The sequence below is a fragment of the Glycomyces rhizosphaerae genome (assembly GCF_042647865.1).
GTDB classification, from domain to species: Bacteria; Actinomycetota; Actinomycetes; order Mycobacteriales; family Micromonosporaceae; genus Glycomyces; species Glycomyces rhizosphaerae.
In genome coordinates this window covers 397411-420403 of the sequence record NZ_JBHRWO010000012.1, presented here as the reverse complement: position 1 = coordinate 420403, position 22993 = coordinate 397411, and the positions used below count along the sequence as shown (strand labels likewise).

The following is a 22993-nucleotide window of genomic DNA, read 5'->3' as shown; positions in this document are numbered from 1 at the left end:
GTGTGAGGTGCGTCTGCAACTGCGGCCGCGCCGCCCTAGGCTCCGGGCGGTAGGTGGACGGTCATGATGAGGGTGCAGGTGTCGGTGCCGCGGTAGGCGTGCGGGGCGTCGCCGCTGAACGTGGCGGTCTGGCCGGCTTCGAGGGCGTGTTCGGCGCCGTCGACGACCAGGATCATCCGGCCGGAGGTGACGTTGACGGTCTCCTGGACGCCGGCCTGGTGCGGATGGCTGGCATACTCCTCCCCCGGTTCGAGTCGCCAGCGCCAGATCTCGACCGGGGCCGGGCCGCTGGTTGTCAGCATGAGCCGGGCCTCGCCGCCGTGCTCGCCGGTCCACAGCGGGGTGATCGTGTCGGCGTCGACGACGCGGACGCGGTCTTCGGCGGGGCCTTCCATGAGGGCGGAGACGGAGACGCCGAGGGTGTCGGCGAGCCTGACGAGGGTGGCGAGGTTGGGGTTGCCCTGGGCTTTCTCCAGACCGACGAGGGCGCCCTTGCTGACTTGGGCGCGGCGGCCGAGTTCGTCCAGGGAAAGGCCTGCGCGGGTGCGGGCCGCTTTGACGTTGTTCGCGACTGTTCGCAGCGCCGCGTAGGGGTCGTCCATGTGCGGGTCCTCCCGACGAATAGATCACTGAAATAAACCGCGCGGTCGTTTGACTGACCAAACTCAGTCGTTCTACTATTCTATCCGGTCGTTTCGATAGATGAAGGTGGGATGCCGTGATCGCGCTCGTACTGGCCCTGGGCAGTTCGCTCGCCTACGGCTGCGCCGACTTCCTCGGCGGGCTCGGCGCCCGCAAAGCGCACGTGCTGCGGACGGTGATGATCGCGGCCCCGGCGAGCCTGGTGGTCGAGCTGCTGCTGTGGCCGCTGCTCGGGGCCGCGTTCGATCCGGCGACCCTGGCGTGGGGCGCGGCTTCGGGCGTCGCTTCGGCGGCCGCGTTCGTGCTCCTGTACCGGACGTTGGCGATCGGTCCGATGAACGTGCTCTCGCCGGTGACCGCGCTCGTCTCGGCCGCGCTGCCCGTGGGGGTGGGCCTGCTCCAGGGCGAGCACCTGGCCCTGGCCGGGATGATCGGACTGCCGCTCGCGCTGGTCGCGGTGGTCCTGGTGAGTGCCGGCCCGGGCGTGCGGTCCTCGAGGCCTTCGAGGGTGGCACTGCTCCTGGCGTTCGGCGCTGGCGCGGCGATCGCGCTGCAGTTGGTCTTCCTGCACCAGGCTCCCGCCGGGAGCGGGGTGGGGCCGCTGATCGTCGGCCGGACGGTCTCCTCAGCGATTACGTTGACCGCGGCGTTCCTGTTGCGCCGCAAGCTCGGCCCGGAACGGCCCGCGTACGCGACGTCGGCCGCGGCGGGCGCACTCGACTCGGTGGCGAACCTGCTGTTCCTGCTCGCTGCACGCAGCGGCGATCTCGCGGTCGTCGCGGTGATCGTCGCCCTCTACCCGGCCGGAACCGTCTTGTTGGCCCGCAAGGTCTTGGGCGAACGCCTCCACCGCGGCCAACTCTTCGGCCTCGGCACGGCGGCCGCCGCCGTCAGCCTCCTCGCCTTGCAATGAGCCTGCCGGTTAGCGGGCGGCGCGGCGTTCGGCCGCGCCGGAGGCGATGGCGACGGTGAGGGCGGCGAGGCCTAGGGCCACGCCGATCCACACTGGAGCGATCAGGCCGAGGCCGCCGTCGATCGCGAGGCCGCCGAACCAGGCGGCGAGGGCGATGCCGACGTTGAACGCCGCGGCGTTCACCGAGGAGGCCAGCGACGGCGCCTCCTTGGCCACGTCCATCACGCGGGTCTGGAAGACCGGGACCATCGCGAACCCGGCGGCGCCCAGCACGAACACCATGATCGCCGCCGACACCTGGTGGTGGGCCGCGAAGGCGAAGACGACCAATGCGGCGGTCGCGGCGATGACGGTGCCGTAGAGGGTCGGCATGAGCGCGCGGTCGGCGAGGCGGCCGCCGAGGAGGTTGCCGCCCGTGAGGCCGACGCCGAAGAGGATCAAGAGCCACGGCACGGCCGCGGTGTCGAACCCGGAGACGCGCGTCAGGATCGGCTCCAGGAAGGTGATGGCGGCGTAGGCGGCGCCCCAGCCGAGCATGGTGATCGTCAGGACCTGCCACACCTGCGGGCGGCGGAAGACCGCGAGCTCGCTGCGGAGGGAACCGCCGGTGTCGTTGGGGCGCGAGGGCACGAACGCGACGATGGCGGCCAGCGCGACCGCGCCGATCACGGCTATGGCCCAGAACGCTGCGCGCCAACCGAACTGCTGGCCCAGCGCCGTGCCGAACGGGACGCCGACGACGTTCGAGAGCGTCAGGCCGGTCATCATGAGCGCGATGGCGCGCGAGCGCCGTTCGGGGGCGACGAGGCTGGCGGCCATGATCGGGCCGATGCCCATGAAGGCGCCGTGGCACAGGGCCGAGATGACGCGGCCGGTCATGAGCACGCCGTATTCGGGCGCGCGGGCGGCGAGGACGTTCCCGGCGATGAACAGGCTCATCAGGATGATGAGCATCGTCTTGCGCGGCAGGCGGGTTCCGGCGGCGGTCATGATCGGTGCGCCGATGGCGACCGAGGCCGCGTAGCCGGTGACCAGGAGTCCGGCGGTGGAGATCGAGACGTCGAGGTCTTCGCCGAGCGGCCCGAGCAGACCGACGACGACGAATTCGGTGAGGCCGATGCCGAACGCGCCCAAGGCGAGCGCGCCGAGCGCGAGCATGCGGCGGCGCTTCGAGGTCGCGGGTGCGGCGGACTGTTCGGGGGTGGTCAGAGTCGGCACGCGGTGGTCCTCTCGGGGTTTCCTGGCGTACCGGGCCGGGGCCCGGCGCGGTCAAGTATTCGCCGATGCGCTCCGATTCGTCCAGCACTTTTTCGAACCATTGTCAGAAATGATCGGCCTGGCCCCGGGCGGGGCCCTTCCGCACCGCGGACCGGCCTTTGCCGCGTACGCTACGATATCGGCATTTATCGATCTTTAGGTTGTTCGTCCATACCTCGATGACGCGTCCGGCAACGTCGTCTCGACCGGTACCCCGGTCGTCCCGTGCTGCCCATGACGCATCCGGAGCACGACAGGAGAAGAACGATGAACCGAAGCGTCAGAAGACCCCTGATCCTCACGGCGGCCGTCGCCCTCGCGGCCGCAACGGGAACGGCGGCGCTGACCGGGTGGGACCGCACCACCGCCGACGCGCAGGAACCCACCTTGCACGAGCTCGCCGCCGCACAGGGCAAGTACTTCGGCGTCGCCGCCGACAACAACGAGATCGCCGACGCCGCCTACGCCGAGACCCTCGGCAGCGAATTCGGCTGGATGACCCCGGGCAATGCGATGAAGTGGGACGCGACCGAGCCGCAGCAGGGCGAGTTCGCGTTCGACCGCGCCGACGAGATCGTCGCATTCGCCGAGGCCAACGGCCAGAAGCTCCGCGGCCACACCCTCATCTGGCACAACCAGACCCCCACCTGGGTGCAGGAGCTCCCCGCCGACCAGATGCAGGCGGCCGTCGACGAGCACATCTCCACAGTGGTCGGACGATACGAGGACCAGCTCGACCACTGGGACGTCGCGAACGAGGTGTACGACGACAGCGGCGCGCTCCGCGACTCGTTCTGGCTCCGGACCCTCGGCGAGGACTACATCGCCGACGCCTTCCACGCGGCCCGCGCCGCCGACCCCGACGCCAAGCTCTACCTCAACGACTACAACATCGACGGGATCAACGCCAAGAGCGACGCCTACTACGAACTCGTGCAGCGGCTGCTCGCCGAGGGCGTCCCGATCGACGGCATCGGCCTCCAAGGCCACCTGATCGTCGGCCAGATCCCCGACACCGTGCAGGAGAACATCCAGCGGTTCGCCGACCTCGGACTCGAAGTCGCCATCACCGAACTCGACATCCGCATGGAACTCCCCGCCGACGACGCCAAACTCGCCCAGCAGGCCGAGGACTACGGCGCCGTCACCGAGGCCTGCATGGCCGTCACCGAATGCGTCGGCATCACCTTGTGGGCCTACTCGGACAAGTACTCCTGGATCCCGAGCGTCTTCCCCGGCCAGGGCGCGGCGCTCCCGTGGGACGAGAACCTCCAGCCCAAACCGGCCTACCAGGCCATCCGCGACGCGCTCTCAGGCTCCGCCGAGGACGTCCCGGCCACCGCGATCGAAGAGCACGGCCGGCTCGCGGTCTGCGGCAACAACCTCTGCAGTGAAGCCGGAGAACCGGTGCAGCTCAAGGGCATGAGCACCCACGGCCTGCAGTGGCACGGCGACTGCCTCAACGACGCCTCGCTCGACGCGCTGGCCGGCGACTGGGGCTCGGACATCGTCCGCATCTCCATGTACGTGCAGGAGGACGGCTACGAGACCGACCCCGAAGGCTTCACCGCCAGAGTGAACGGCCTCGTCGAGGACGTCACCTCCCGCGGCATGTACGCGCTCGTGGACTGGCACATCCTCACCCCGGGCGACCCCAACGTGAACCTCGAGGCCGCGAAGACCTTCTTCGCCGAGATCGCCGAGACCCACGCCGACAACCCGGGCGTGCTGTACGAGACCGCCAACGAGCCCAACGGCGTGTCCTGGGCCGACCTCAAGGGCTACCACGAGCAGGTCATCCCGGTGATCCGCGAACGCGACCCCGACAGCGTCATCATCCTCGGCACCCGCGCGTGGTCCTCGTTCGGCATCAACGAGGGCAGCGACGCCTCGGAGATCATCAACGACCCGGTCGACGCCGAGAACGTCATGTACACCTTCCACTTCTACGCCGCCTCGCACCGCGAGACCTACATCGACGCCGTGGCCGCGGCTAGCGAGCAACTGCCGATCTTCGTCACCGAGTGGGGCACCCAGACCTACACCGGCGACGGCGAGAACGACTTCGCGATGTCGCAGCAGTGGACGGACATGATGGCCGAGCGCCAGATCAGCTGGACGAACTGGAACTTCTCCGACGACATGCGCTCCGGCGCGGCCTTCACCGAGGGCACCTGCCCGGACGGGCCGTACACGGGCACGACCAACCTCAAGCCCGCCGGCGAATGGATCCGCGACCAGATTCGCAACGGCTGAGCCTCAACGGCTGAACGAGTCTCGACAGGCCGGTGGCCCCACGCGATCGCGTGGGGCCACCGGCCTTTTTGGAACACCTCGCGGCACTGAGAGTGTGGGTGGTCGGTCAGTAGCGGCCGAGGGCGCCGCGCGATTTCGCGACACGCTCGAGCCTGGTGAACAGGAGGATGCCGAGGACGGTGAGCAGGACCGGCTGCAGCAGGATCCAGCCGAGGCCCCAGCCCGCGTTCAGGTCGGTCAGCGTTTCGCCCTCGAGGAGCATGGCGCGGGCGGCCTCGATGCCCGGCGCAACCGGGATGAGAGCGCGGCTGGCCGACGCGATCCAGTCCGGAAGCGCCGACAGGGGCACCAGGGTGCCGCCGACGATCGCGTAGACGGCGATCGACGCCTGTGTGATGCTCTCGATCCGCTTGAACACCAAGGTCAGGCCGCAGAGCACGAGTGCCGATGCGCACGTGCCGACGACGATCGCCGCCGCCGGTACGAGCACGCCCGGCTCGAACGGGAACGTCCCACCCTGCGCGGTCACCGCGATGAAGCCGGTGACGAGGAGCGTGGCGACCACGGGCAGCGCACCGACCACCGCCGCCGCCTGGCGACCGAGGACCAGTGCGGCCGAAGGGAGCGGAGTGAGATACGTCTGCTCCAGCACGCCCGACTGGAGGTCCCCGAGGTGGCTCCAGAACACGCGGTTGACCTGCTCGTGGATGAACGCGAGCCCGACGAGTCCGATGAGGACGGGCAACAGCAGCTCCTCGAGCAGCTGCCCGCGTCCCATGAACATGACGATGAGGAGGTAGAACACCGGGAAGGTGATCATCTCGATGGCGACGGCGCGCCAGTCGCCGACCAGTTCGCGCAGGCCTTTGCCGACCTCGTTGCCGAAGGCGTTGGCCCAGCCCGCAGAGGCGAGGGAAGGGACGGAGATCATGGTGGTCATGCCGTTTCCTCTCAGTACTGGCCCACGCGGCCCTCGGCGATGGCGAGCCGTCGGTTGCGACGGAACAGCCAGGCGCCGAGCGCGGTGAGCGCGGCGGTGTGGGCGATCAGGAGCGGCAGGGTGCCGTCGCTCCAGACCGCCGCGAGCGAGGCGCCGTCGAACAGCACGCGGTTGATCGATTCGATGGCGAGGGTCGTCGGGAGCACTCGCGCGGCTGCGGCCATCCATTCGGGATAGAGCGACAGCGGCATGAAGGCGCCGTTGAGCATCAGGACCAGCGCGGTCAGCAGCGAGTGCAGCGCTCCGATCATCGGGCTGCGGATCGCGATCGCCGCCATGAGGAACGTGAACGCCAGGATGTTCGCCGCCAGCAGCAGGTACGGCACGATCGCGCTCCAGCGCCAGGGGATGTCGATCCCGACCGCGAGGGCCTGCACGAGTGAGGCGAGCACCGCGACGGGCAGCGCGAAGACCGTAGCGGTGGCGAGCCTGCCGATCATGGAAACCCATGGGGGCGCGGGCGACATGAGCGCGGCGGCGAAGGTGCCGCTGCGTTTCTCCTCGATGAGGTCGGCGACCATGACCTGCCCGGAGTACTGGAGGAACCAGTAGGCGCCGATCGCGATGAGCGTGGCCGGAAGCAGGTCGGCGCGGAGCTCGCCCTGGCCCATGACGTATTGCAGGCCCAGGTACATCATGACGCTGATGGCGAGGGTCACGATGTGGCCGAGCGGATGGGCGAGCTGGTTGGCGAGTCCCTTGCGGACTTCGGCGGCCAGGACGGCGGCTCCTGTTCGGAACCCTGCGCCAGGGGCCGTTGCGGCCAGGTCAGCCATTGACGGGCTCCTTCACGAGGGACAGGAAGACCTCTTCGAGGTTCGGCTGGACCTGCGCCAGTGAGCGCAGGGGCAGTCCTTGGGCGCGAAGGGCTTCGATGAGCGCGTACAGGTCGTCGCCGCCCTGCACGTGTCCGGTGATGACGGTGTCCTCGTCGCCGCGCACGGCGGTGAAGCCGTCGGGAAGTGCGACCGGATCTGCTCGGGCTTCGGTCCGGACCTCGTAGTGGTCGTGCTGTCTGAACTGGGAGAGCAGTGCCCCGATCGGCAGGTCGGTGACGAACCGGCCACCGCTGATGACCGCGACGCGGTCGCAGAGTTCCTCGACGACGTCGAGCTGGTGGGTCGTGAGCAGGATCGTCTTGCCCTCGTCGCGGGCGAGGGTGCCGATCCAGTTCTTGACGGTGCGGGTGGCGGCGACGTCGAGGCCGAGCGTGGGTTCGTCGAGCAGGATGATGGCGGGGTCGGCGATGAGCGCGGCGGCGATGGCGACCTTCTGCTGCATGCCCCTGGAGAAGCCGCCGACCTTCTCGTGTCGGCGTTCCCACAGGTCGAGGTCGGTGAGCAGCCGCTCGGCCCTGGCGGCCGCGGCGGATTTGCGCAGGCCTTTGAGGCGTCCGAAGTAGATGAGGTTCTGCCAGGAGGAGAGGGTCCAGTAGATGTTGCGCGAGCCTTCGAGGACCGCGCCGAACTGGGCCATGGCGGCGGCGCGCTGGTGGACGACGTCGAAGCCGCCGAGGCTCGCCGAGCCGGAGGTCGCCGAGACCAGTCCGGCGAGGATCTTGATCGTGGTGGTCTTGCCCGCGCCGTTGGGGCCCAGGAATCCGATGACGGACCCGGGCTCGACGGCGAGGGAGATGTCGTCCACGGCGAGGGGTCCGGTGTCGCCGTATCGCTTGGTGAGGTTGGTGATCTCGATGGCGGGGACTGGCATGTCGGTTCCTTTCGGGTCGGTCAGAAGGCGGCCGGGCCGAAGCGGCCCCAGGCGGTGAACGCGGCGAGCGCGAATAGGACGGCGTTGACGGTGATCGCGCTGAACTCGCCTCGGCGGGCATGGCTGACGGCGGCGCCGACCATGAGCGCGGCTGCACCGGTGGCGGCGACGGGGACGAGCACGGTCGCGGTGTCGAGGACGGCGGGCAGGACCAGGCCGACCGCGCCGAGGACCTCGGCGGCGCCGATGGTCTTGACTGCTCCGGTCGGGAGGTCCTCGACCCAGGCCATGCCGTTGGACTGCAGCTTCTCCTTGGCGCTGAACAGGGTGAGCGTCCCAGCGAGGAGGAGGACGAGGGCGAGGAGCGAAGCGGTGATCCATAGAGCGAGGTGCATGCGGGACTCCTGTAGAAATTTCACTAGAGTCGTTCACTAGTGATCATCACTAGTATTACACTCTAGGCATGACCATCGTCAAGGGCAGCGGGAAGCGGGCCGAGAAGGCCCGCCTCACCAGGCGCAAGATCATCGCCGCCGCCGAGCGGCTGTTCATCGAGCACGGCTACGGGGCGACGACCGTCCAAGACGTCGCCGACGCCGCCGGAGTCGCGGTGCAGACCATCTACTTCAGCTTCGGCAACAAGCGGACCTTGATGAAGGAGCTGGTCGACGTCGTCATCGCAGGCGATGACGAGCCGGTCCCCACGCTCGAGCGGCGGTGGTTCCACGACGCGACTGACGCGCCGAGCGCTGCCGAACTGCTGGAGCGGTACACGGCCGGAACCGCCGAAATACTGGCCCGGCTCGCGCCTGTGCTCAAGGTGGCGGAGTCCGCTGCGGCCACCGACCCGGAACTCGCCGAGCTCTGGCGCAGCGACGAGGACCCCCGCTACACGGTGAGTGCCGAGGCGGCGCGGGCACTGGTCTCCAAACCCGATGCGGCCGAAGGCGTCGGAGCTGACCACGCAGCCGACGTCCTGTACGGCCTGACGAGCCCGGAGCTGTATCTCGTGATGGTGAAATCCCGGGGCTGGAGCGACGAGCAGTGGCGGGGGTGGGCCCTGGCGAGCCTGCGGGCGCAACTGTGCAAGGCCCCGGCCGGAAGCCCGTCGGAGACGACGCGATGAGCGCCGCTCGGCGACCGCAGCCGGTGGCAATGCGGCCGGTGGGCTGGGTAGAGGGGGGTCGTGAACACTGGCACGAGGACCGGTGGCGGGGCGTCGAGGCGGTCATCCGGCTCGACGCCGACCAGTTCGCACCGTCGGCGACGCTCGGCCTGGCCGACTACTCCCACCTGGAAGTCGTCTTCCTCTTCGACCGCGTCGACGAACACGCCCTCGATTTGGAGCCGCGGCCGGCTCGCGGCAACCCCGCCTGGCCGCCGGTCGGCGTGTTCGCGCACCGGGGCCCCTTCCGCCCCAACAGGATCGGTGTCTCTCGCTGCCGACTCGTCAAGGTCGACGGCCTCGCGCTGCACATCGCCGACCTCGACGCCCTCGCCGGCACCCCCGTCCTCGACGTCAAGCCCTACCTGCGGGAGTTCGCACCGAGAGATCCAGCAGTGCAACCGGCATGGGCCGACGAGCTCATGCGCGAATACTACGAAGGCACATAGGCCTCGGCACCCGAGACGAACGCGGCGCGCAGGAAGTCCCGGTACACCTCGACCGAAGCCCGCAGTGCGACCGTGGCGTTCGGCGGATGCGGGCACCAGGGTCGGGTGTCCACGAGGAGCTCACCGAGGGTCCGCTCCCCCGCCGTCTCGACGGTCACGAACGCCTCGACGCACTCAGTGAAAAGGTCGGGCCGCAGCAGGAACGCGACGCACATCGGGTCGTGCACGGGCGAAGCCGCTCTTGGCGAAGCTTGCGAGCCATGAATTGACACTGCCTGCGCGGCCCGATCGGTCGCGATGCGGTGGCGCAGCAGCCGCGCAGTCCCCGTGGCGGCCGGGGTGCCGATCGCGTCGAACACGTCGCAGTCGGCGAGGGTCAGCGGCGCGCTGTGCGTCGCGTCGAGCGGGACGATGACGACCTCGCGGACACCCGCGGCCAGGACCGCTTCGGCCGCTTCGGGATCGACCCAGAAGTTGAACTCGGCCGCCGCCGTGACATTGCCGTTCCCGTGCGCGCCGCCCATGATGACGAGCCGCGGGATGCGCTCGGCCAGGCGCGGCTCCGCGGCCAGCGCGAGCGCGAGGTTGGTGAGCGGCCCGGTCGCCACGAGCGTGACGTCGGCACTGGAATCGTCCATATAGGTCTCGACGAGGAAGTCGATCGCACCGGTGGCCTCGATGGTCGATACGGGTTTCGGGAAGTCGATCGACTCCGCTTGGAAGTCGCTGTCGGCGTTGAGGATCGCACGCGGGATCGGGAAGTCGGGTCGCTTCAGGGGCCGGTCGGCTCCGGCGTAGACGGGCACTCGGGCACCGACGTGGTCGAGTGCCCGCAGCGTGTTGTCGGTGACGTGGTCGAGCGAGACGTTGCCGTTGACCGTGGTGATCGCGACCAAGTCGAGGTCGGGGTGGGCCGTGGCGGCCAAGATCGCGATCGCATCGTCCGATCCCGTGTCGCAGTCGAGGATGAACCTGAAGGGCAACGGAGGCTCCTGGGTGTTCGGGCGGGGCGTCCCGACATGGTAGCGGCCCGCATCCTCGCGGGTCGATGCGAAAAATGCGTAGGCTGGTCCCGTGACACAGATCGAATCGCTGCAGACCGACGGGACCGAGCACTCCACCAGGGGCGCGTATGTGACCGGCGGCGAGTTCACCAGGGACACCAACTACATCGAGGACCGCGTGGTCGCCGATGTCGAGGCCGCCCGTGCCGCGCCGGTCGAGGCGTCGTCCAAGATCGGCGACCCGCGGATGGCCGGCCTCACCGAGGGCGCGCTGGCCTGGCCGGTCGAGCCCGGCCGCTACCGGCTCGTGGCCGCGCGGGCCTGCCCGTGGGCGCACCGTTCGATCATCATCCGCCGCCTGCTCGGCCTCGAAGGGGTCCTCTCGCTGGCCACGCCGGGGCCGGTGCACGACGTGCGGTCGTGGACGTTCGACCTGGGCCCCGACGGCCGCGATCCGGTGCTCGGCACCGAGCGGCTCCAGGAGCACTACTTCAAGCGCTTCCCCGAGTATCCGCGAGGCATCACGGTGCCCGCGCTGGTCGACGAGCCGTCCGGCGAGGTGGTCGCCAACAACTACCCGCAGCTGACGTTCGACCTCTCGACCCAGTGGTCCGCGTACCACCGCGAGGGCGCGCCGGATCTGCTCCCCGCGGGGCTGATCGACGACATGCTCCCGGTGATCGAACGGGTCTTCACCGAGGTCAACAACGGGGTGTACCGCGCCGGATTCGCCGGTTCGCAGCGCGCCTACGACCTGTCGTACAAGCGGTTGTTCAAAGCGCTGGACTGGCTCGAGGAGCGGCTGGGCGGGCAGCGGTACCTGATGGGCGAGACCATCACCGAGGCCGACGTGCGGCTGTTCACCACGCTGCTGCGGTTCGACCCGGTCTACCACGGGCACTTCAAGTGCAACCGGAACAAGCTCACCGAGATGCCGCACCTGTGGGCGTACGCGCGGGACCTGTTCCAGACCCCCGGCTTCGGCGACACCGCGGACTTCGACCAGATCAAACGCCACTACTACGTGGTGCACGAGGACATCAACCCGACCCAGATCGTGCCCGACGGCCCCGACCTGGAGAACTGGCTCTCCGACCACGGCAGGGAAGCCCTGGGCGGCAGCCCGTTCGGTGACGGCACCGCCCCGGGTCCGGTCGCGGCCGAGGAACGCCCGCCGGGAGCGAACCCGCTCTACCCGGTCTGAGTCGCAGGGTATGCGGCGGCCGTACTGCGGCGGGCCATCGGATTAACACGGGTTGTACAGGTGGTTCTCGATGTGAGGTGCGGCCGTATCCGTGGTCCGGGCGCCCTCGCTCGGTTACGTTTGTGGCGACCGCCGCATTCCAGGACGGAAGGCCCGCCGTGATCTACAGCCTCTTCGACTCCGCCGTCGCCTACCAGCCGACCGAGGCCGAGCAGGCCGAGCCCGTGCCGCCGATCGAGGCGGTCCTGTTCGATTTCAGTAACACGATCTTCAAGCTCATCGACGTCGCCACCTGGCTGCGCCGGGTCGCCGCCGAGACCGGCCGCCCGCTCGACGATGAGCTGCTCGAGAAGACCGCCGCGCAGCTCGGCGAGACCTACCGCATCCCCGAGGTCGCGGCCATGCAGGTCGGCCGCGACGAGTCCGCCGAGCAGCACCGCCGGGCGCTGCTCGGCTGGTTCGCGCACGTCGACTACCTCCAGGGCATCGAAGAGGTCGCGTACGCCGCGATCGCGGCCCCCGACGCGTGGGTGCCCTACCCCGACACCGAGCCGCTGCTGCGGGAGCTGCGCCGCCGCGGGATCAAGACCGGGATCGTCTCGGACTTCCCTTGGGACGTGGGCGTGCACATGGAGTACTTCGGGCTGGACGACCTCATCGACGTGCGCGTCGTCTCCTACCAGTTCGGCACCGAGAAGCCCGACCCTCTGCTGTTCCGCACCGCGTGCGAGCGCCTCGGCGTCGACCCGCGCCGCACGCTCATGGTCGGCGACAACCCGGCCAAGGACGGCGGCGGCGCGGCGAGCGGACTGCGCGCGTACATCCTCCCGGGCGAGGCGCGCACCGGCGAGCGCGGTCTGGCGCACGTGCTCGGCTTCTTGTCCTGAGCACGGCCCTCTTCAGCACAGTTCGGACTGACCTGCCGGTTTGCCTTGGAGTGCACTCCAAGTCGTAGCTTCGACGCATGAGCGACAAGCAGCAACGGATCAATTCCGGTTTCGACAACCGTTCCACCGCCGCCGAAGTCCTCGACGGCATCGATCTCACCGGCAAGACCGCCGTCGTGACCGGCGGCTACTCCGGGATCGGCCTGGAGACGACGAGAGCCCTCGCGGGGGCCGGGGCGACGGTGATCGTCCCCGCGCGGCGGCCCGACCACGCCGCGAAGCACCTCGACGGCATCGAGCGCACCGAAGTGGACGAACTCGACCTCGCCGACCTCGACAGCGTCCGCGACTTCGCCGAGCGGCGGCTCGCGGACGGGCGGCGCATCGACCTCCTCGTCAACAACGCGGGCATCATGGCCTGCCCGGAGACGCGCACCGATCGGGGCTGGGAGCTCCAGTTCGCGACCAACCACCTCGGGCATTACGCGCTGGTCAACCGGCTGCTGCCGGTGCTGGAAGGCGCGCGGGTCGTGATGACCTCCTCCGGCGGCCACGGCAATTCGCCGATCCGCTGGGACGACCCGCACTTCGAGCGGGGCTACGACCGCTGGAAAGCGTACGGGCAGTCGAAGACCGCGAACATCCTGTTCGCCGTCGAGCTCGACCGCCTCGCCGCATCCGCGGGCGTCCGCGCGTTCGCACTCCACCCGGGGGCGATCCTGACGCCGCTGCAGCGGCACATCCCCGTCGAAGAGCAGCGGGAGATGGGCTGGATGGACGAGGAGGGCAACCCGCCGGACTACTTCAAGACCACCGAGCAGGGCGCGGCGACCCAGACCTGGGCCGCCACGTCCCCGCAACTCGAGGGCATGGGCGGCCTCTACCTCGAGGACTGCGAAGTCGCCGAAGTGTCCGAGGAGGGCTCGGGAGTCCGGCCCTACGCCATCGACCCCGTTGCGGCGCAGCGGCTCTGGGCGTTCTCGGCCGAACTCACGGGTGTGAACGCCTTCGCCTGAGCCTGCCGGGAAGGGCTTCCCGTCATTGAACTGGCGGTTTGCCCTGGAGTGCACTCCAAGTCGTAGCTTCGTGGCATGAGCGACAAGCAGCAACGGATCAATTCCGGTTTCGACAATCGTTCCACCGCCGCCGAAGTCACCGCGGCGATCGACCTCACCGGCAAGACCGCCGTGGTGACCGGCGGTTACTCCGGGATCGGCCTGGAGACCACGCGAGCGCTCGCGGGTGCGGGCGCGCACGTCGTCGTCCCGGCCCGGCGGCCCGACATCGCGGCCGGTTCCCTGGAGGGCATGGCGAACACCGAGGTCGACGAACTCGACCTCGCCGACCTCGACAGCGTCCGCGGCTTCGCAGAGCGTCTGCTGGCCTCCGGCCGGGGCATCGACATCGTCATCGACAGCGCGGGCATCATGGCCTGCCCGGAGACGCGTGTCGGCCCCGGCTGGGAACTGCAGTTCGCGGTCAACCACCTCGGCCACTTCGCGCTGGTCAACCGCCTGCTCCCCGCGCTCCGCGAGGCCCGTGTCGTGTCGGTCTCCTCGAGCGGGCATCGCCTGTCACCGATGCGGTGGGAGGATCCGCAGTTCGAGCGCGGGTACGACCGCTCGGAAGCCTACGGGCAGTCGAAGACCGCGAACGCGCTCTTCGCGGTCGAGCTCGACCGCCTCGCCGCCTCTGCGGGCGTCCGCGCGTTCACCCTGCACCCCGGGGCGATCCTGACCCCGCTCATGCGGCACATTTCGGAAGACGACCAGCGCGAGTTCGGCTGGATCGACGAGGACGGCAACGCGCCGGACCACTTCAAGACCGCCGAGCAGGGCGCGGCCACCCAGACCTGGGCGGCCGTCTCCCCGAGCCTCGACGGCCTCGGCGGCCTCTTCCTCGAGGACTGCGAGGTCGCCGAGGTGAACACCGACGTCGGACCGGGACCGGGCGTCCGGCCGCACGCCATCGATCCGGATGAGGCGCAGCGGCTCTGGGCGTTCTCGGCCGAACTCACGGGTGTGAACGCCTTCGCCTGACCCGGTTCGGTGCGGCTCAGGCCGACCGTCCGAGTGCGAACCGTGCCGAGGCCTGGACGCGGAGCGCACCGAGGACGAGGCCGAGCAGCGCCAGGGCGAGCACACCGGACGCCGACCACACCGTTCCGATCGCGGTGCCGCCGAGCACCGCCATGAGTGGCGCGGCCGCCGCCGCAGCCAATGCGGCGGCGGCCGAAGCCGTGTGCCGCAATGCGACCGGCGCGATCGGCTCGAACACTCCGATCAGGACGATGCCGACGCCGAAGACGTTCATCGCCGGGACGGTCGCGGCCTGGGCGGCGGCGTACCCGTGGCCGCCGATCGGCGGCCACGCGCCCTCCGGGAAGACGGCGGCGAGCACCAGCGCCGAGGCGGCGTAAAGCGCGGCGGTGGCGAGTCCGATGAGCATCCTGCGCCAGAGGTGGGTTCGCATGCGTCCGTTCACGACTGCTCCTTCGGGGTCGGCGTTCGCCGCAATAGTTGTATAATTACAACTGTTGTAGTCGCATCGAGCATCGGTTGTCAAGTGGCAACTGTTGTACAGTGGCCGCCATGCCGACCCATGACGCCGGCGCCGAGGAGGCCGTCGAGCGAGCGCTCGTCCGCATCAGGCGCGACCAGCAGGCCCGGCGCCTGCAGCAGCGCGCCGCCGAGGACGGCGCACCCAAGGCCACCGCGGCGAACGCGGCGCGCATCCGCTACCTGGACGCACTGGACGGCGAGTCCGACGGCCGGACCATTTCGGCTGTGGCCGAGGCGATCGGCGTGGACCGGCCCCGAGCCAGCCGCCTCACCGCCGAGCTCCTCGCCGAAGGCCTGGTCGAGCGCCGACCCGATCCCGGCGACTCCCGGTACGCCCTGATCAGGCTGACTGCCGAGGGCGGGGAGCTGATCGCGGAGATCCGGGAGCATCGACGGCGCAACGTCGCCGAAGCCCTGGCGGGATTCACCGCCGCGGAGGCGCGGACGTTCGCGGACCTTCTGGAGCGTTTCGTCGAGGCGTGGCCGCGCGGGTCCTCACAGGACCGTTAGCTCTTCGCCTTGGGCTTGGCGCGCAAGTGCGCGCGTTCGCCCTGGCTGCCGAAGAGGCTCAGGATCTCCACCGGCTGGTCGTCGGCGCTGCCGAACCAGTGCGGGGTGCGGGTGTCGAACTCGGCGGCCTCGCCGGGCCTCATCACGAAGTCGTGCTCGCCGAGGACGACCCGCAGGTTGCCGTTGAGCACGTACATCCAGTCGTAGCCCTCGTGGACCTTGAGGTCGGGCTCGGTGCGGGTGCCGCCGGGGATGATCATCTTGTAGGCCTGGATGCCGCCGGGGCGGCGGGTGAGCGGCAGGTGGATCATGCCGTGGCGGGTGACCGGTCGCATGTGGACGCGCGGGTCGCCGGTCGGCGGGGCGTCGACCAGGTCGTCGAGGGTGACGCCGTGGGCTTTCGCCAAGGGCAGCAGCAGCTCCAGGGTCGGCTTGCGCGTCCCGGATTCGAGGCGCGAGAGGGTGCTCACCGAGATCCCGGTCTGCTCCGAGAGGTCGGCGAGGGTCGCCTCGCGTTCCTTGCGCAGCGCCCGCAGGCGCGGACCGACCGCGTCGAGTGCCTGGTCCATGTCGTCGTCCATGGTTCGAGTTTGCCATACCGGCAAGAAAGTTTGCCAGTTTCGGCCGACTCGGTTTACGGTCGTCGCGGAGGTGGTCGCAGTGACCTATGAACTGAGAGAACAGTACGACGTCGTGGTGATCGGCGGCGGCGCCGCGGGCTTGAACGGGGCGCTCATGCTCGGCCGGGCGCGCCGCTCGGTGGCCGTGATCGATGCGGGCGAGCCGCGCAACGCCCCGGCCGAGGGTGTGCACGGCCTGCTCGGGCGCGAAGGCATGCCGCCGTCCGAGCTGCTGGAGATCGGCCGCGGCGAGGTGCGGCAGTACGGCGGGCACGTGGTCGACGGCGCCGTCACGAGCGCGAACCCGACTCGGGACGGCTTCGCCGTCGCCCTGGCGGACGGCCGGGAGGTCAAGGCCCGCAAGCTCCTGGTGACCACCGGGCTGGTGGACCGGCTCCCGGAGATCCCGGGCCTGGCCGAGCACTGGGGCAAGGACCTGGTCCACTGCCCGTACTGCCACGGCTGGGAGGTCCGCGACCAGGCGATCGGCATCGTGGCGACCGGGCCGATGTCCATGCACGGCGCGCTGCTGTTCCGGCAGTGGACGGCCGACCTGGTGCTGTTCACCAACGACCGGCTCGCACTGCCGCCCGAGGAGCTCGAGAAGCTGAAGGCGCGCGGCACCCGCATCGTCGACGGCCCGATCGAGCGGATCGAATCCGAAGACGGGCGCATTCGCGGCGTCCGCATGGCGAACGGCGAGTTCGTCGAGCGGACCGTGCTCGCCACGTCCTCCCGGATGGAGGCGCGGGCCGGGTTCCTGAAGGACCTGGGTCTCAAGGCGGTCGAGCACTCTTCGGGCGCGGGCGAGCACGTCCCTGCCGACCCGGTCGGCCGGACCGAGGTCCCCGGTGTCTGGGTCGCGGGCAACGTGACCGACCTGATGGCCCAGGTCGGCGCCGCCGCCGCCGCGGGCGCGATGGCCGGAGCCCAGATCAACATGGAACTGGTCAACGAGGACACGGCAGCTGCCGTGGCCGAGTACCGCGCCGGATAGCAAAGGGTGCGGCGGCCCCGGACCGATATGGTCCGGGGTCGTCCCGTGTTCCCACCGCCGCTGTCGCGGCGTTCTCGGCGCGGCCGGAGCCCGGCCGCCTTCCGATCTCAGGACCGCTCGGCGTCGCTGTTCGTCCAGATGATGTCGATGACCTCCTCGTCGGGACGCCGCTGGTCGGCGTCGCCCCCGCCGGCTCCGCCCGCGATCATGTCCTCGAACGTGTCGTCGCCGTCGCCCGCGGCCGACATGACGACCTCCGTACCGAACTCCACCGGGAGCTCCGCAGCGGAATAATCCACCGCTTCGCCGCCGCCATCGCCGCCGTCGCCCATGACACCGCGCCTTTCTCCTTCGCCGATACCGCTTCCACGGTACCGACCACACGGTCGAGTCGGGGTACTACGACTTCGGGCGTCGGGTCGCCGAGCCGCCGGTGGCCAGGCGCATCAGATCGGTGCTCAGGTCGATGTCGAGTTCGGTGCCGCCGGCGCTGCCGAATTCGTGCTGGTAGCTGTTCCAGGACTCGCTGCGGACCTTCTCGGCGAAGCCGGACTCCATGAGCAGCAGCACTTCGATCGCTGCGCGCGTGATCCGCTCCCCCAGCTCCTTCGAGGTCCAGTCCTCAGTGGCGGCGAAGACCGAGGTCGGCACCGTCATCGTGCGCAGGTACGCGAACAGCGAGCGCATCTGGTCGTCCACGACGAGGGCGTGCCGCGCCGTTCCGGCGGTCGCGGCGAGGACCACCGGTTTGGCGATGAGCAGGTCGTTGTCGAGGACGTGGAAGAAGGAGCTGAACAGGCCGCTGGGCGCGGCCTTGTAGACCGGGGCGCTGGCGACGATCGCGTCGGCGTTGCGGAGGATCTCGATCGCGCGGGTCATCTTGGGGCCCATGAACTGCGAGACGAGCGCGGTGGCGATCTCGTTGGCGAGTTCGCGCAGGTCGATGACGTCGGTCGCGACCTTCTCGTCGCGGTCCTCGGCGAGGGTGCGGACGCGTTCGGCGATGCGGTCGGCGAGCATCCTCGTGGAGGACGGGTCGCTGGTGCCGCCGCTCACGACGGCGATACGGAACGGTTGGGCGCCTTCGGGTTGGCGCTGCTGGACGGTCACAGGACTGCCTCCTGGCGGTTGCGTTGGGCGGGGGTCGCCGCGCCTTGGGCGGCGAGCTTGCGGCCGATGGCCTCGAGTTGGGCCATCTCCTCGTCGGTGAGGGCGGCGGTGACGGTGCGGGCGACGTCGACGGCGTGGCGGCCGCCGACACTGCGCTGGTGCTCGCGGCCGGCCTCGGTGAGCGCGAGCCTGACGCCGCGCCCGTCCTCGGGATCGGCGGTGCGCTCGATCAGTCCGCGCTCGACCAGGCGGTCGACGAGCCGGGACAGGGCGGGCTGGCTGAGCAGCACGCCCCGCCCCAGTTCGAAGAGCCGCAGCGGCTCATCTTGCTTGGAAAGCGTGTAGAGGACGTCGTACTCGCGCATCGACAGCTCGCCCCAGATCGGCTCGGCGGCGAACCGCTTCATGAGCGAGGCGTGGGCGGTGAGCAGCGACTCCCACGCCTCGTTGGCGCGGCGGCTTCGGCTGCGGGTCATGGCTAGATCTCCGGGTACTCAGCGGCGGCGTCGCTGTCCTGGTACGGCGAGGCGCCGGTGACGTTGTCGCCGCGGTTGGCGTTCGGGCGCGGTTGGCGGGCCGGGGCGTCGCCGTACTTGGCCTGGACGAGCGAGGCGTGCGTGGGCGCTTCGGCCGACTCGGGGTCCTTGCGGGCCGCGAGTTCCTTGCGCAGCACCGGGACGACCTCTTCACCGAGGAGGTCGAGCTGGTTGAGCACCATCTTCAGCGGCATCCCGGCGTGGTCGATGAGGAACATCTGGCGCTGGTAGTCGCCGAACGCGTCGTGGAAGGTCAGGGTCTTGTCGATGACCTCCTGCGGGCTGCCGACCGAGAGCGGCGTGCCCTTCGTGAACTCCTCCAGGGACGGGCCGTGGCCGTACACCGGGGCCTCGTTGAAGTACGGGCGGAACTCGTCGACCGCATCCTGCGAGCGCTTCGCGATGTAGGCCTGGCCGCCGATGCCGATGACGGCCTGCTTGCGGGTGCCGTGGCCGTAGTGCTCGAAGCGCTGGCGGTAGAAGTCCACGAGGCGCTTGGAGTGCGACGTGGGCCAGAAGATGTGGTTGGCGAAGTAGCCGTTGCCGTAGAACGCGGCCTGCTCGGCGATCTCGGGCGTGCGGATCGAGCCGTGCCACACGAACGGCGGCACGTCGTCGAGCGGTCGGGGTGTGGAGGTGAAGCCCTGGAGCGGGGTGCGGAACTCGCCCTCCCAGTCCACGACGTCCTCGCGCCACAGCCGGTGCAGCAGGTTGTAGTGCTCGAGCGCGAGCGGCAGGCCCTGGCGGATGTCCTGGCCGAACCAGGGGTAGACCGGCGCGGTGTTGCCGCGGCCGAGCATGAGGTCCATGCGGCCCTTCGACAGGTGCTGGAGCATCGCGTACTCCTCGGCGAGGCGCACCGGATCGTTGGTGGTGATCAAGGTCGTCGCAGTGGAGACGATCAGCCGCTCGGTGAGCGCGGAGATGTGCGACAGCAGCGTGGTCGGCGAGGAGGAGAAGAACGGCGGGTTGTGGTGCTCGCCGATGGCGAAGACGTCGAGGCCGACCTCTTCGGCCTTGACGGCGATCTTGACGATCGCGTCGATCCGCTCGGCCTCGGTCGGCGTCTCTCCCGAGACCGGGTCGCGCGTGATGTCACTGACTGAGAAGACACCGAACTGCATCGTATTTCCTGCTCTCCCCGCCGCAGCGGCGTGATGTTCATGCGTTTGCATCTACCTTAACCACCTCGGGGCGGGCACTATTCCGTTTCGCGGGAGGCGCTGCTCACACTGCCGACGAGCCGCGGCACATGACAACCCTTTCCGTACGGCGCAGGTATTAATCGCATCGAACACCCACCCGTCGAAAGGGGCGCACCAAGTGCGATTCAGTACAGGCCTGCTCCGGGGCCCGGCCGTCCTCGCCGCCGCCTGCGGCCTGCTCGCGGCCACCGCCTGCACCTCCGGCGGCGAGACCGACGCCGATGGCGGCAGTGTCGAGCCCGGACCCGATGCCGTGGCGGAGGCGCAGCGGCTCCACCAGATCGCCAACGAGAGTCGCGCCATCAGCGACGAGCTCACCGAGATCGAGCACCGGATCACCAAGCGCTGCTTGGAGGACGAGGGCTTCAGCGTCCACGACCCCATGAAGTTCCAGGCGTCGAACACCGCCGCGTACGGCGCGGCGGGTTACCTCACCGATGCGCCCGTCAGGGCCGTGCCGACCCCCGAGGCCGCCGAGCAGTGGGGCTTCGGTGTGTGGACCGAGTTCGTCCGCAACCCCGGCAACGAGGACCTGGCCGACGAACTACTGACCCCCGAGGTCAGGACCGCGTTCTCCATCCTCGACGAGGAGGACTACGGCGAGCCCGATACGAGCGAATGGGATGCCGAGGACGAGGAGTACCAAGCCGGGTGGATCGAGGCCTATTCGGGTTCGCCTGCGATGATGGAGGAGGTCAAGGGACCCCAGATCGACTACGAGGCCCCGCCGGGCGGCTGCTGGCTCCAGATGGTCGAGACCATGTACGGCGAGCCCTACATGATGGCGGCCGAGGACGAGGACGGCGAAGAGGGCGGCGAGCACGCGGTCACCCATGAGCCGAGCCCGTTGTTCACGATCGGGGAGTTCGAGGACTTCAGCGAGCTGTTCGGGGCCGTCCGCGACGAAGCGGACGCGTTCGAGATCTGCCTCCTCGAAACCGGGTACGAGGCCTGGGAGCTCAGCGACGACCTCTCCCTGCCGTTGTGGCAGTACCTCGGCTCGATGTACGACCCGGCCCACTTCGAGGAGTACGGCGAGGACGGCGTTGAGGTCCCCGAAGCGCCCGAGGACGTCCCAGGCGACTTCATGGGCGTGCTGGAGCTCGAACGCGCGATGGCCGTGGACTTCGCGGCCTGCGGTCAGGAGAGCGGACTGCGCAAGGCCATCGAACAGGGTTGGGCCGCAATGCTCGTCGAGGCGTTCCAGCCGATCGAGACGGACCTGGTCGCGTGGCAGGAGACGATGCAGGGACACCTCGACAACGCGCAGGAGGCCCTGGAGGAATAGCGCATCAGGGTGCGCCTGAGCTGCGCTCCGAGTCGGGCAGTCCGCCATCGGGTGCCGCGGCAGCGCGAACGGCCCCGTCGCGCGGCGGGGCCGTTGCAGTCGATTCCTATTGGCGCTGTTCGAATCTCAGACTAGGCGTCCAAGGACTTCTAGAGGGTCCAATGCTGGTTGGTGCCGCCGTAGCAGTCGTACTGCTGAAGGCGGGTGCCGTTGGCGGTGCCGGAGCTGATGACGTCGAGGCATTTGCCGGAGTGGCGGGCGACGAGTTCGACGTAGCCGCCGCCGGCGTCGCGCACCAGCCACTGCTGGTTGGTGCCGCTGCCACACGTCCATTGGATCGCCCTGGCGTTGTTCGCGGTCGAGGCGCCGCTGATGTCGAGGCACTTGCCGGAGGCCCGGGAGACGACCTGGACGTAGCCGCCGCCTGCGGCGCGCAGCTCCCACTGCTGGTTGATCCTGCCGTGGCAGTCGTACTGGATGATCTCGGCGCCGTCGGCGGTCGAACCGCTCACCACGTCGACGCATTTGCCGGACACGCGGCTGACGATGTCCGTGACCTGGCCGCCGCCGATGTCGTCGCCCCAGGCGTGCCTGATCCGGTCCGCGCCTGAGGCGTTGCGGATGGTCAGGTTGATGTCGGTGCCGCTGCCGCTGGCCGAGTACATGGAGTACCAGTCGTACCCGATGGTGCCGGGCTTGCCGCCCAGCGCGGGCCAGTAGGTCGATCCCATGTCCTGTTCGCGGGCGACGTCGGTGACCGCGCGGAGGTACCGGACGAAGTTGTCGGTGCTGCCGGCGTCGGCATAGTTGAGGCCGTTGTTCATGGGCGCGCCGAATTCGGTGAGGACCGCGCGGGAGCCGCATGAGCCCAGGCCGTCGCGGACACTCTGCACCCACCCGGCGTAGTCCTTGTTGCCGTAGAAGAACGCGTAGTGATGGAAGGACAGGAGCGTGCCGTTGAGGCGGGAGTCGGCGCAGACGGGTTTGACGTCCTGGCTGTAGCCGGTGCCGCCGATGAGGATGCGGCCCTTCGGGACTGAGGGGCGGGCGCTGATCCATGAGGCGGCGACGTTCGTCCACTCGCTGGCGCTGTAGCCGTGGGGCTCGTTCATCGGCTCGAAGTACACGAGGCTGTTGGACCCGTACTGGGTGGTCACGGTGTTCCACATGGCGTTGAACGCGTTCATGTCCGTGATGCGGCCGCCGGAGGCCGCACCGTCCTCCCAGTAGGCGAGGATGACCTTGAAGCCGCGGGCGGTGGCGGCGTCGATGGTGCCGCGGTAGGCGTTCCACCAGGCCGATCCGACGGTATGGGTGTTGACGGGGAGGCGGACGGTGTTGGCGCCCATGGTCGAGGCCATGTCGGCATAGATCGCGTCGGCCTTGGCCCTGACGGTGTCGTAGCTGTCGGACTGGCTCAACCTGTCGAGGACGAGCGGGCCTTCGACGAAGTTGTCCCCCAGGACCGCCCAGTTGAAGCCCCGGAACTGGCTGGTGTCGGCACTGGCGGGTGCGGCGCTGGACAGGACGAGCGCCGGCGTGAGCAGCAGCGCGGCGAGCATGCCGAGGAGCAGGCGTCGAAGGGGGCGTCTCGGCGAGGGAGTGGCGTTCATGAAGGCGGCCGATCTCGTGCGGCATTGCACGTTTGGGGAGGTGAATACGGCTGTGCGCGATAACAT

The 22993-nt window shown here is 69.4% G+C and carries 25 protein-coding genes; 11 read left to right on the top strand and 14 right to left on the bottom strand.

From position 1 onward, the window contains the following. Window positions 1–35: 35 nt before the first annotated feature. Window positions 36–602, bottom strand: a complete 567-nt coding sequence (locus tag ACFO8M_RS16230; RefSeq protein ID WP_387977416.1) for a helix-turn-helix domain-containing protein — start codon at window positions 600–602, stop codon at window positions 36–38. Between the two features lie 116 nt (window positions 603–718). On the opposite strand from ACFO8M_RS16230, the gene ACFO8M_RS16225 reads away from it, so the two are divergent. Further along, a complete protein-coding gene (locus tag ACFO8M_RS16225) occupies window positions 719–1555 on the top strand; it encodes an EamA family transporter (RefSeq protein WP_387977415.1) in 837 nt (278 codons plus the stop codon). Between the two features lie 9 nt (window positions 1556–1564). Here the strand turns inward: ACFO8M_RS16225 and ACFO8M_RS16220 are convergent, their stop codons facing one another. Next, a complete protein-coding gene (locus tag ACFO8M_RS16220; RefSeq protein ID WP_387977413.1) occupies window positions 1565–2773 on the bottom strand; it encodes an MFS transporter in 1209 nt (402 codons plus the stop codon). A 273-nt stretch (window positions 2774–3046) separates the two neighbouring features. Here ACFO8M_RS16220 and ACFO8M_RS16215 point away from each other — a divergent pair, with 273 nt between their 5' ends. Next, window positions 3047–5068: an endo-1,4-beta-xylanase gene (locus ACFO8M_RS16215; RefSeq protein WP_387977411.1), complete on the top strand. Its 2022-nt coding sequence runs from the start codon at window positions 3047–3049 to the stop codon at window positions 5066–5068. Window positions 5069–5174: 106 nt separating this feature from the next. Here ACFO8M_RS16215 and ACFO8M_RS16210 read toward each other — a convergent pair whose 3' ends face one another. Genes ACFO8M_RS16210 through ACFO8M_RS16195 form a run of 4 tightly spaced genes read right to left on the bottom strand, consistent with a single transcriptional unit; the run spans window position 5175 to window position 8173 of the window. After that, window positions 5175–6008 carry an ABC transporter permease gene (locus ACFO8M_RS16210; RefSeq protein ID WP_387977409.1) on the bottom strand — a complete coding sequence of 278 codons (834 nt, stop codon included), beginning with the start codon at window positions 6006–6008 and terminating at the stop codon, window positions 5175–5177. Between the two features lie 11 nt (window positions 6009–6019). Then, complete coding sequence (locus tag ACFO8M_RS16205) at window positions 6020–6844, bottom strand: ABC transporter permease (protein ID WP_387977407.1); 825 nt, start codon at window positions 6842–6844, stop codon at window positions 6020–6022. After that, window positions 6837–7778: an ABC transporter ATP-binding protein gene (locus tag ACFO8M_RS16200; protein WP_387977405.1), complete on the bottom strand. Its 942-nt coding sequence runs from the start codon at window positions 7776–7778 to the stop codon at window positions 6837–6839. Before ACFO8M_RS16200 ends, ACFO8M_RS16205 begins: the two co-directional genes overlap by 8 nt. 20 nt (window positions 7779–7798) lie before the next feature. Further along, a complete protein-coding gene (locus ACFO8M_RS16195; protein ID WP_387977403.1) occupies window positions 7799–8173 on the bottom strand; it encodes a DoxX family protein in 375 nt (124 codons plus the stop codon). Window positions 8174–8241: 68 nt separating this feature from the next. On the opposite strand from ACFO8M_RS16195, the gene ACFO8M_RS16190 reads away from it, so the two are divergent. Together ACFO8M_RS16190 and ACFO8M_RS16185 are read left to right on the top strand one after the other, a co-directional pair. Beyond that, the gene (locus tag ACFO8M_RS16190) at window positions 8242–8904 is read left to right on the top strand and encodes a TetR/AcrR family transcriptional regulator (RefSeq protein WP_387977402.1); all 663 of its coding nucleotides are present in this window, start codon (window positions 8242–8244) and stop codon (window positions 8902–8904) included. Window positions 8905–8933: 29 nt separating this feature from the next. After that, on the top strand, window positions 8934–9392 hold the full coding sequence (locus tag ACFO8M_RS16185; protein WP_387977466.1) for an SAM-dependent methyltransferase: 459 nt from the start codon (window positions 8934–8936) through the stop codon (window positions 9390–9392). Here ACFO8M_RS16185 and ACFO8M_RS16180 read toward each other — a convergent pair. Continuing rightward, on the bottom strand, window positions 9377–10375 hold the full coding sequence (locus tag ACFO8M_RS16180) for a nucleoside hydrolase (protein ID WP_387977400.1): 999 nt from the start codon (window positions 10373–10375) through the stop codon (window positions 9377–9379). The genes ACFO8M_RS16185 and ACFO8M_RS16180 overlap by 16 nt on opposite strands. A gap of 100 nt (window positions 10376–10475) precedes the next feature. Between ACFO8M_RS16180 and ACFO8M_RS16175 the strand changes: the two genes are divergently transcribed. The 4 genes from ACFO8M_RS16175 (at window position 10476) to ACFO8M_RS16160 (ending at window position 14526) form a co-directional block, all read left to right on the top strand. After that, a complete protein-coding gene (locus ACFO8M_RS16175; protein WP_387977464.1) occupies window positions 10476–11600 on the top strand; it encodes a glutathione S-transferase C-terminal domain-containing protein in 1125 nt (374 codons plus the stop codon). A gap of 122 nt (window positions 11601–11722) precedes the next feature. Beyond that, complete coding sequence (locus tag ACFO8M_RS16170) at window positions 11723–12487, top strand: HAD family hydrolase (RefSeq protein ID WP_387977398.1); 765 nt, start codon at window positions 11723–11725, stop codon at window positions 12485–12487. Window positions 12488–12564: 77 nt separating this feature from the next. Continuing rightward, complete coding sequence (locus ACFO8M_RS16165; protein WP_387977396.1) at window positions 12565–13503, top strand: SDR family NAD(P)-dependent oxidoreductase; 939 nt, start codon at window positions 12565–12567, stop codon at window positions 13501–13503. A gap of 75 nt (window positions 13504–13578) precedes the next feature. Further along, entirely contained in the window at window positions 13579–14526 is a 948-nt protein-coding gene (locus ACFO8M_RS16160) for an SDR family NAD(P)-dependent oxidoreductase (protein WP_387977395.1), read from the top strand. A gap of 16 nt (window positions 14527–14542) precedes the next feature. On the opposite strand, the gene ACFO8M_RS16155 is transcribed toward ACFO8M_RS16160, so the two are convergent. Continuing rightward, on the bottom strand, window positions 14543–14971 hold the full coding sequence (locus ACFO8M_RS16155; protein WP_387977393.1) for a hypothetical protein: 429 nt from the start codon (window positions 14969–14971) through the stop codon (window positions 14543–14545). Between the two features lie 107 nt (window positions 14972–15078). Between ACFO8M_RS16155 and ACFO8M_RS16150 the strand changes: the two genes are divergently transcribed. Beyond that, entirely contained in the window at window positions 15079–15558 is a 480-nt protein-coding gene (locus ACFO8M_RS16150; protein ID WP_387977391.1) for a MarR family winged helix-turn-helix transcriptional regulator, read from the top strand. Here ACFO8M_RS16150 and ACFO8M_RS16145 read toward each other — a convergent pair. Next, window positions 15555–16139, bottom strand: a complete 585-nt coding sequence (locus ACFO8M_RS16145) for a helix-turn-helix domain-containing protein (RefSeq protein WP_387977390.1) — start codon at window positions 16137–16139, stop codon at window positions 15555–15557. The two genes, ACFO8M_RS16150 and ACFO8M_RS16145, sit on opposite strands and share 4 nt — an antisense overlap. 79 nt (window positions 16140–16218) lie before the next feature. Here ACFO8M_RS16145 and ACFO8M_RS16140 point away from each other — a divergent pair, with 79 nt between their 5' ends. Further along, window positions 16219–17175: an NAD(P)/FAD-dependent oxidoreductase gene (locus tag ACFO8M_RS16140; RefSeq protein WP_387977389.1), complete on the top strand. Its 957-nt coding sequence runs from the start codon at window positions 16219–16221 to the stop codon at window positions 17173–17175. A 107-nt stretch (window positions 17176–17282) separates the two neighbouring features. On the opposite strand, the gene ACFO8M_RS16135 is transcribed toward ACFO8M_RS16140, so the two are convergent. The 4 genes from ACFO8M_RS16135 to ACFO8M_RS16120 form a co-directional block, all read right to left on the bottom strand. Continuing rightward, on the bottom strand, window positions 17283–17507 hold the full coding sequence (locus ACFO8M_RS16135) for a hypothetical protein (protein WP_387977388.1): 225 nt from the start codon (window positions 17505–17507) through the stop codon (window positions 17283–17285). Window positions 17508–17574: 67 nt separating this feature from the next. Continuing rightward, on the bottom strand, window positions 17575–18285 hold the full coding sequence (locus tag ACFO8M_RS16130) for a CE1759 family FMN reductase (protein ID WP_387977386.1): 711 nt from the start codon (window positions 18283–18285) through the stop codon (window positions 17575–17577). Further along, window positions 18282–18761 carry a MarR family winged helix-turn-helix transcriptional regulator gene (locus tag ACFO8M_RS16125; RefSeq protein ID WP_387977384.1) on the bottom strand — a complete coding sequence of 160 codons (480 nt, stop codon included), beginning with the start codon at window positions 18759–18761 and terminating at the stop codon, window positions 18282–18284. The genes ACFO8M_RS16130 and ACFO8M_RS16125 overlap by 4 nt, the downstream gene beginning before the upstream one ends. Before the next feature lie 2 nt (window positions 18762–18763). Next, window positions 18764–19945 (bottom strand): LLM class flavin-dependent oxidoreductase, encoded by a 1182-nt coding sequence (locus ACFO8M_RS16120; protein ID WP_387977383.1) that lies wholly within the window; start codon window positions 19943–19945, stop codon window positions 18764–18766. 199 nt (window positions 19946–20144) lie between these two features. On the opposite strand from ACFO8M_RS16120, the gene ACFO8M_RS16115 reads away from it, so the two are divergent. Continuing rightward, window positions 20145–21314, top strand: coding sequence for a hypothetical protein (locus ACFO8M_RS16115; protein WP_387977381.1), 1170 nt, complete (start codon window positions 20145–20147; stop codon window positions 21312–21314). A gap of 149 nt (window positions 21315–21463) precedes the next feature. Here the strand turns inward: ACFO8M_RS16115 and ACFO8M_RS16110 are convergent, their stop codons facing one another. Next, entirely contained in the window at window positions 21464–22927 is a 1464-nt protein-coding gene (locus tag ACFO8M_RS16110; RefSeq protein WP_387977379.1) for an RICIN domain-containing protein, read from the bottom strand. Window positions 22928–22993: the final 66 nt, after the last annotated feature.

Bases quoted from the DNA above. Each gene is read 5' to 3' on its own strand.
- ACFO8M_RS16195 (WP_387977403.1), bottom strand. From the start codon at position 8,173: ATGCACCTCGCTCTATGGATCACCGCTTCGCTCCTCGCCCTCGTCCTC.
- ACFO8M_RS16205 (WP_387977407.1), bottom strand. From the start codon at position 6,844: ATGGCTGACCTGGCCGCAACGGCCCCTGGCGCAGGGTTCCGAACAGGA.
- ACFO8M_RS16165 (WP_387977396.1), top strand. From the start codon at position 12,565: ATGAGCGACAAGCAGCAACGGATCAATTCCGGTTTCGACAACCGTTCC.
- ACFO8M_RS16135 (WP_387977388.1), bottom strand. From the start codon at position 17,507: ATGGGCGACGGCGGCGATGGCGGCGGCGAAGCGGTGGATTATTCCGCT.
- ACFO8M_RS16160 (WP_387977395.1), top strand. From the start codon at position 13,579: ATGAGCGACAAGCAGCAACGGATCAATTCCGGTTTCGACAATCGTTCC.
- ACFO8M_RS16125 (WP_387977384.1), bottom strand. From the start codon at position 18,761: ATGACCCGCAGCCGAAGCCGCCGCGCCAACGAGGCGTGGGAGTCGCTG.
- ACFO8M_RS16230 (WP_387977416.1), bottom strand. From the start codon at position 602: ATGGACGACCCCTACGCGGCGCTGCGAACAGTCGCGAACAACGTCAAA.
- ACFO8M_RS16215 (WP_387977411.1), top strand. From the start codon at position 3,047: ATGACGCATCCGGAGCACGACAGGAGAAGAACGATGAACCGAAGCGTC.
- ACFO8M_RS16110 (WP_387977379.1), bottom strand. From the start codon at position 22,927: ATGAACGCCACTCCCTCGCCGAGACGCCCCCTTCGACGCCTGCTCCTC.
- ACFO8M_RS16150 (WP_387977391.1), top strand. From the start codon at position 15,079: ATGCCGACCCATGACGCCGGCGCCGAGGAGGCCGTCGAGCGAGCGCTC.
- ACFO8M_RS16200 (WP_387977405.1), bottom strand. From the start codon at position 7,778: ATGCCAGTCCCCGCCATCGAGATCACCAACCTCACCAAGCGATACGGC.
- ACFO8M_RS16210 (WP_387977409.1), bottom strand. From the start codon at position 6,008: ATGACCACCATGATCTCCGTCCCTTCCCTCGCCTCTGCGGGCTGGGCC.
- ACFO8M_RS16190 (WP_387977402.1), top strand. From the start codon at position 8,242: ATGACCATCGTCAAGGGCAGCGGGAAGCGGGCCGAGAAGGCCCGCCTC.
- ACFO8M_RS16185 (WP_387977466.1), top strand. From the start codon at position 8,934: ATGCGGCCGGTGGGCTGGGTAGAGGGGGGTCGTGAACACTGGCACGAG.
- ACFO8M_RS16120 (WP_387977383.1), bottom strand. From the start codon at position 19,945: ATGCAGTTCGGTGTCTTCTCAGTCAGTGACATCACGCGCGACCCGGTC.
- ACFO8M_RS16145 (WP_387977390.1), bottom strand. From the start codon at position 16,139: ATGGACGACGACATGGACCAGGCACTCGACGCGGTCGGTCCGCGCCTG.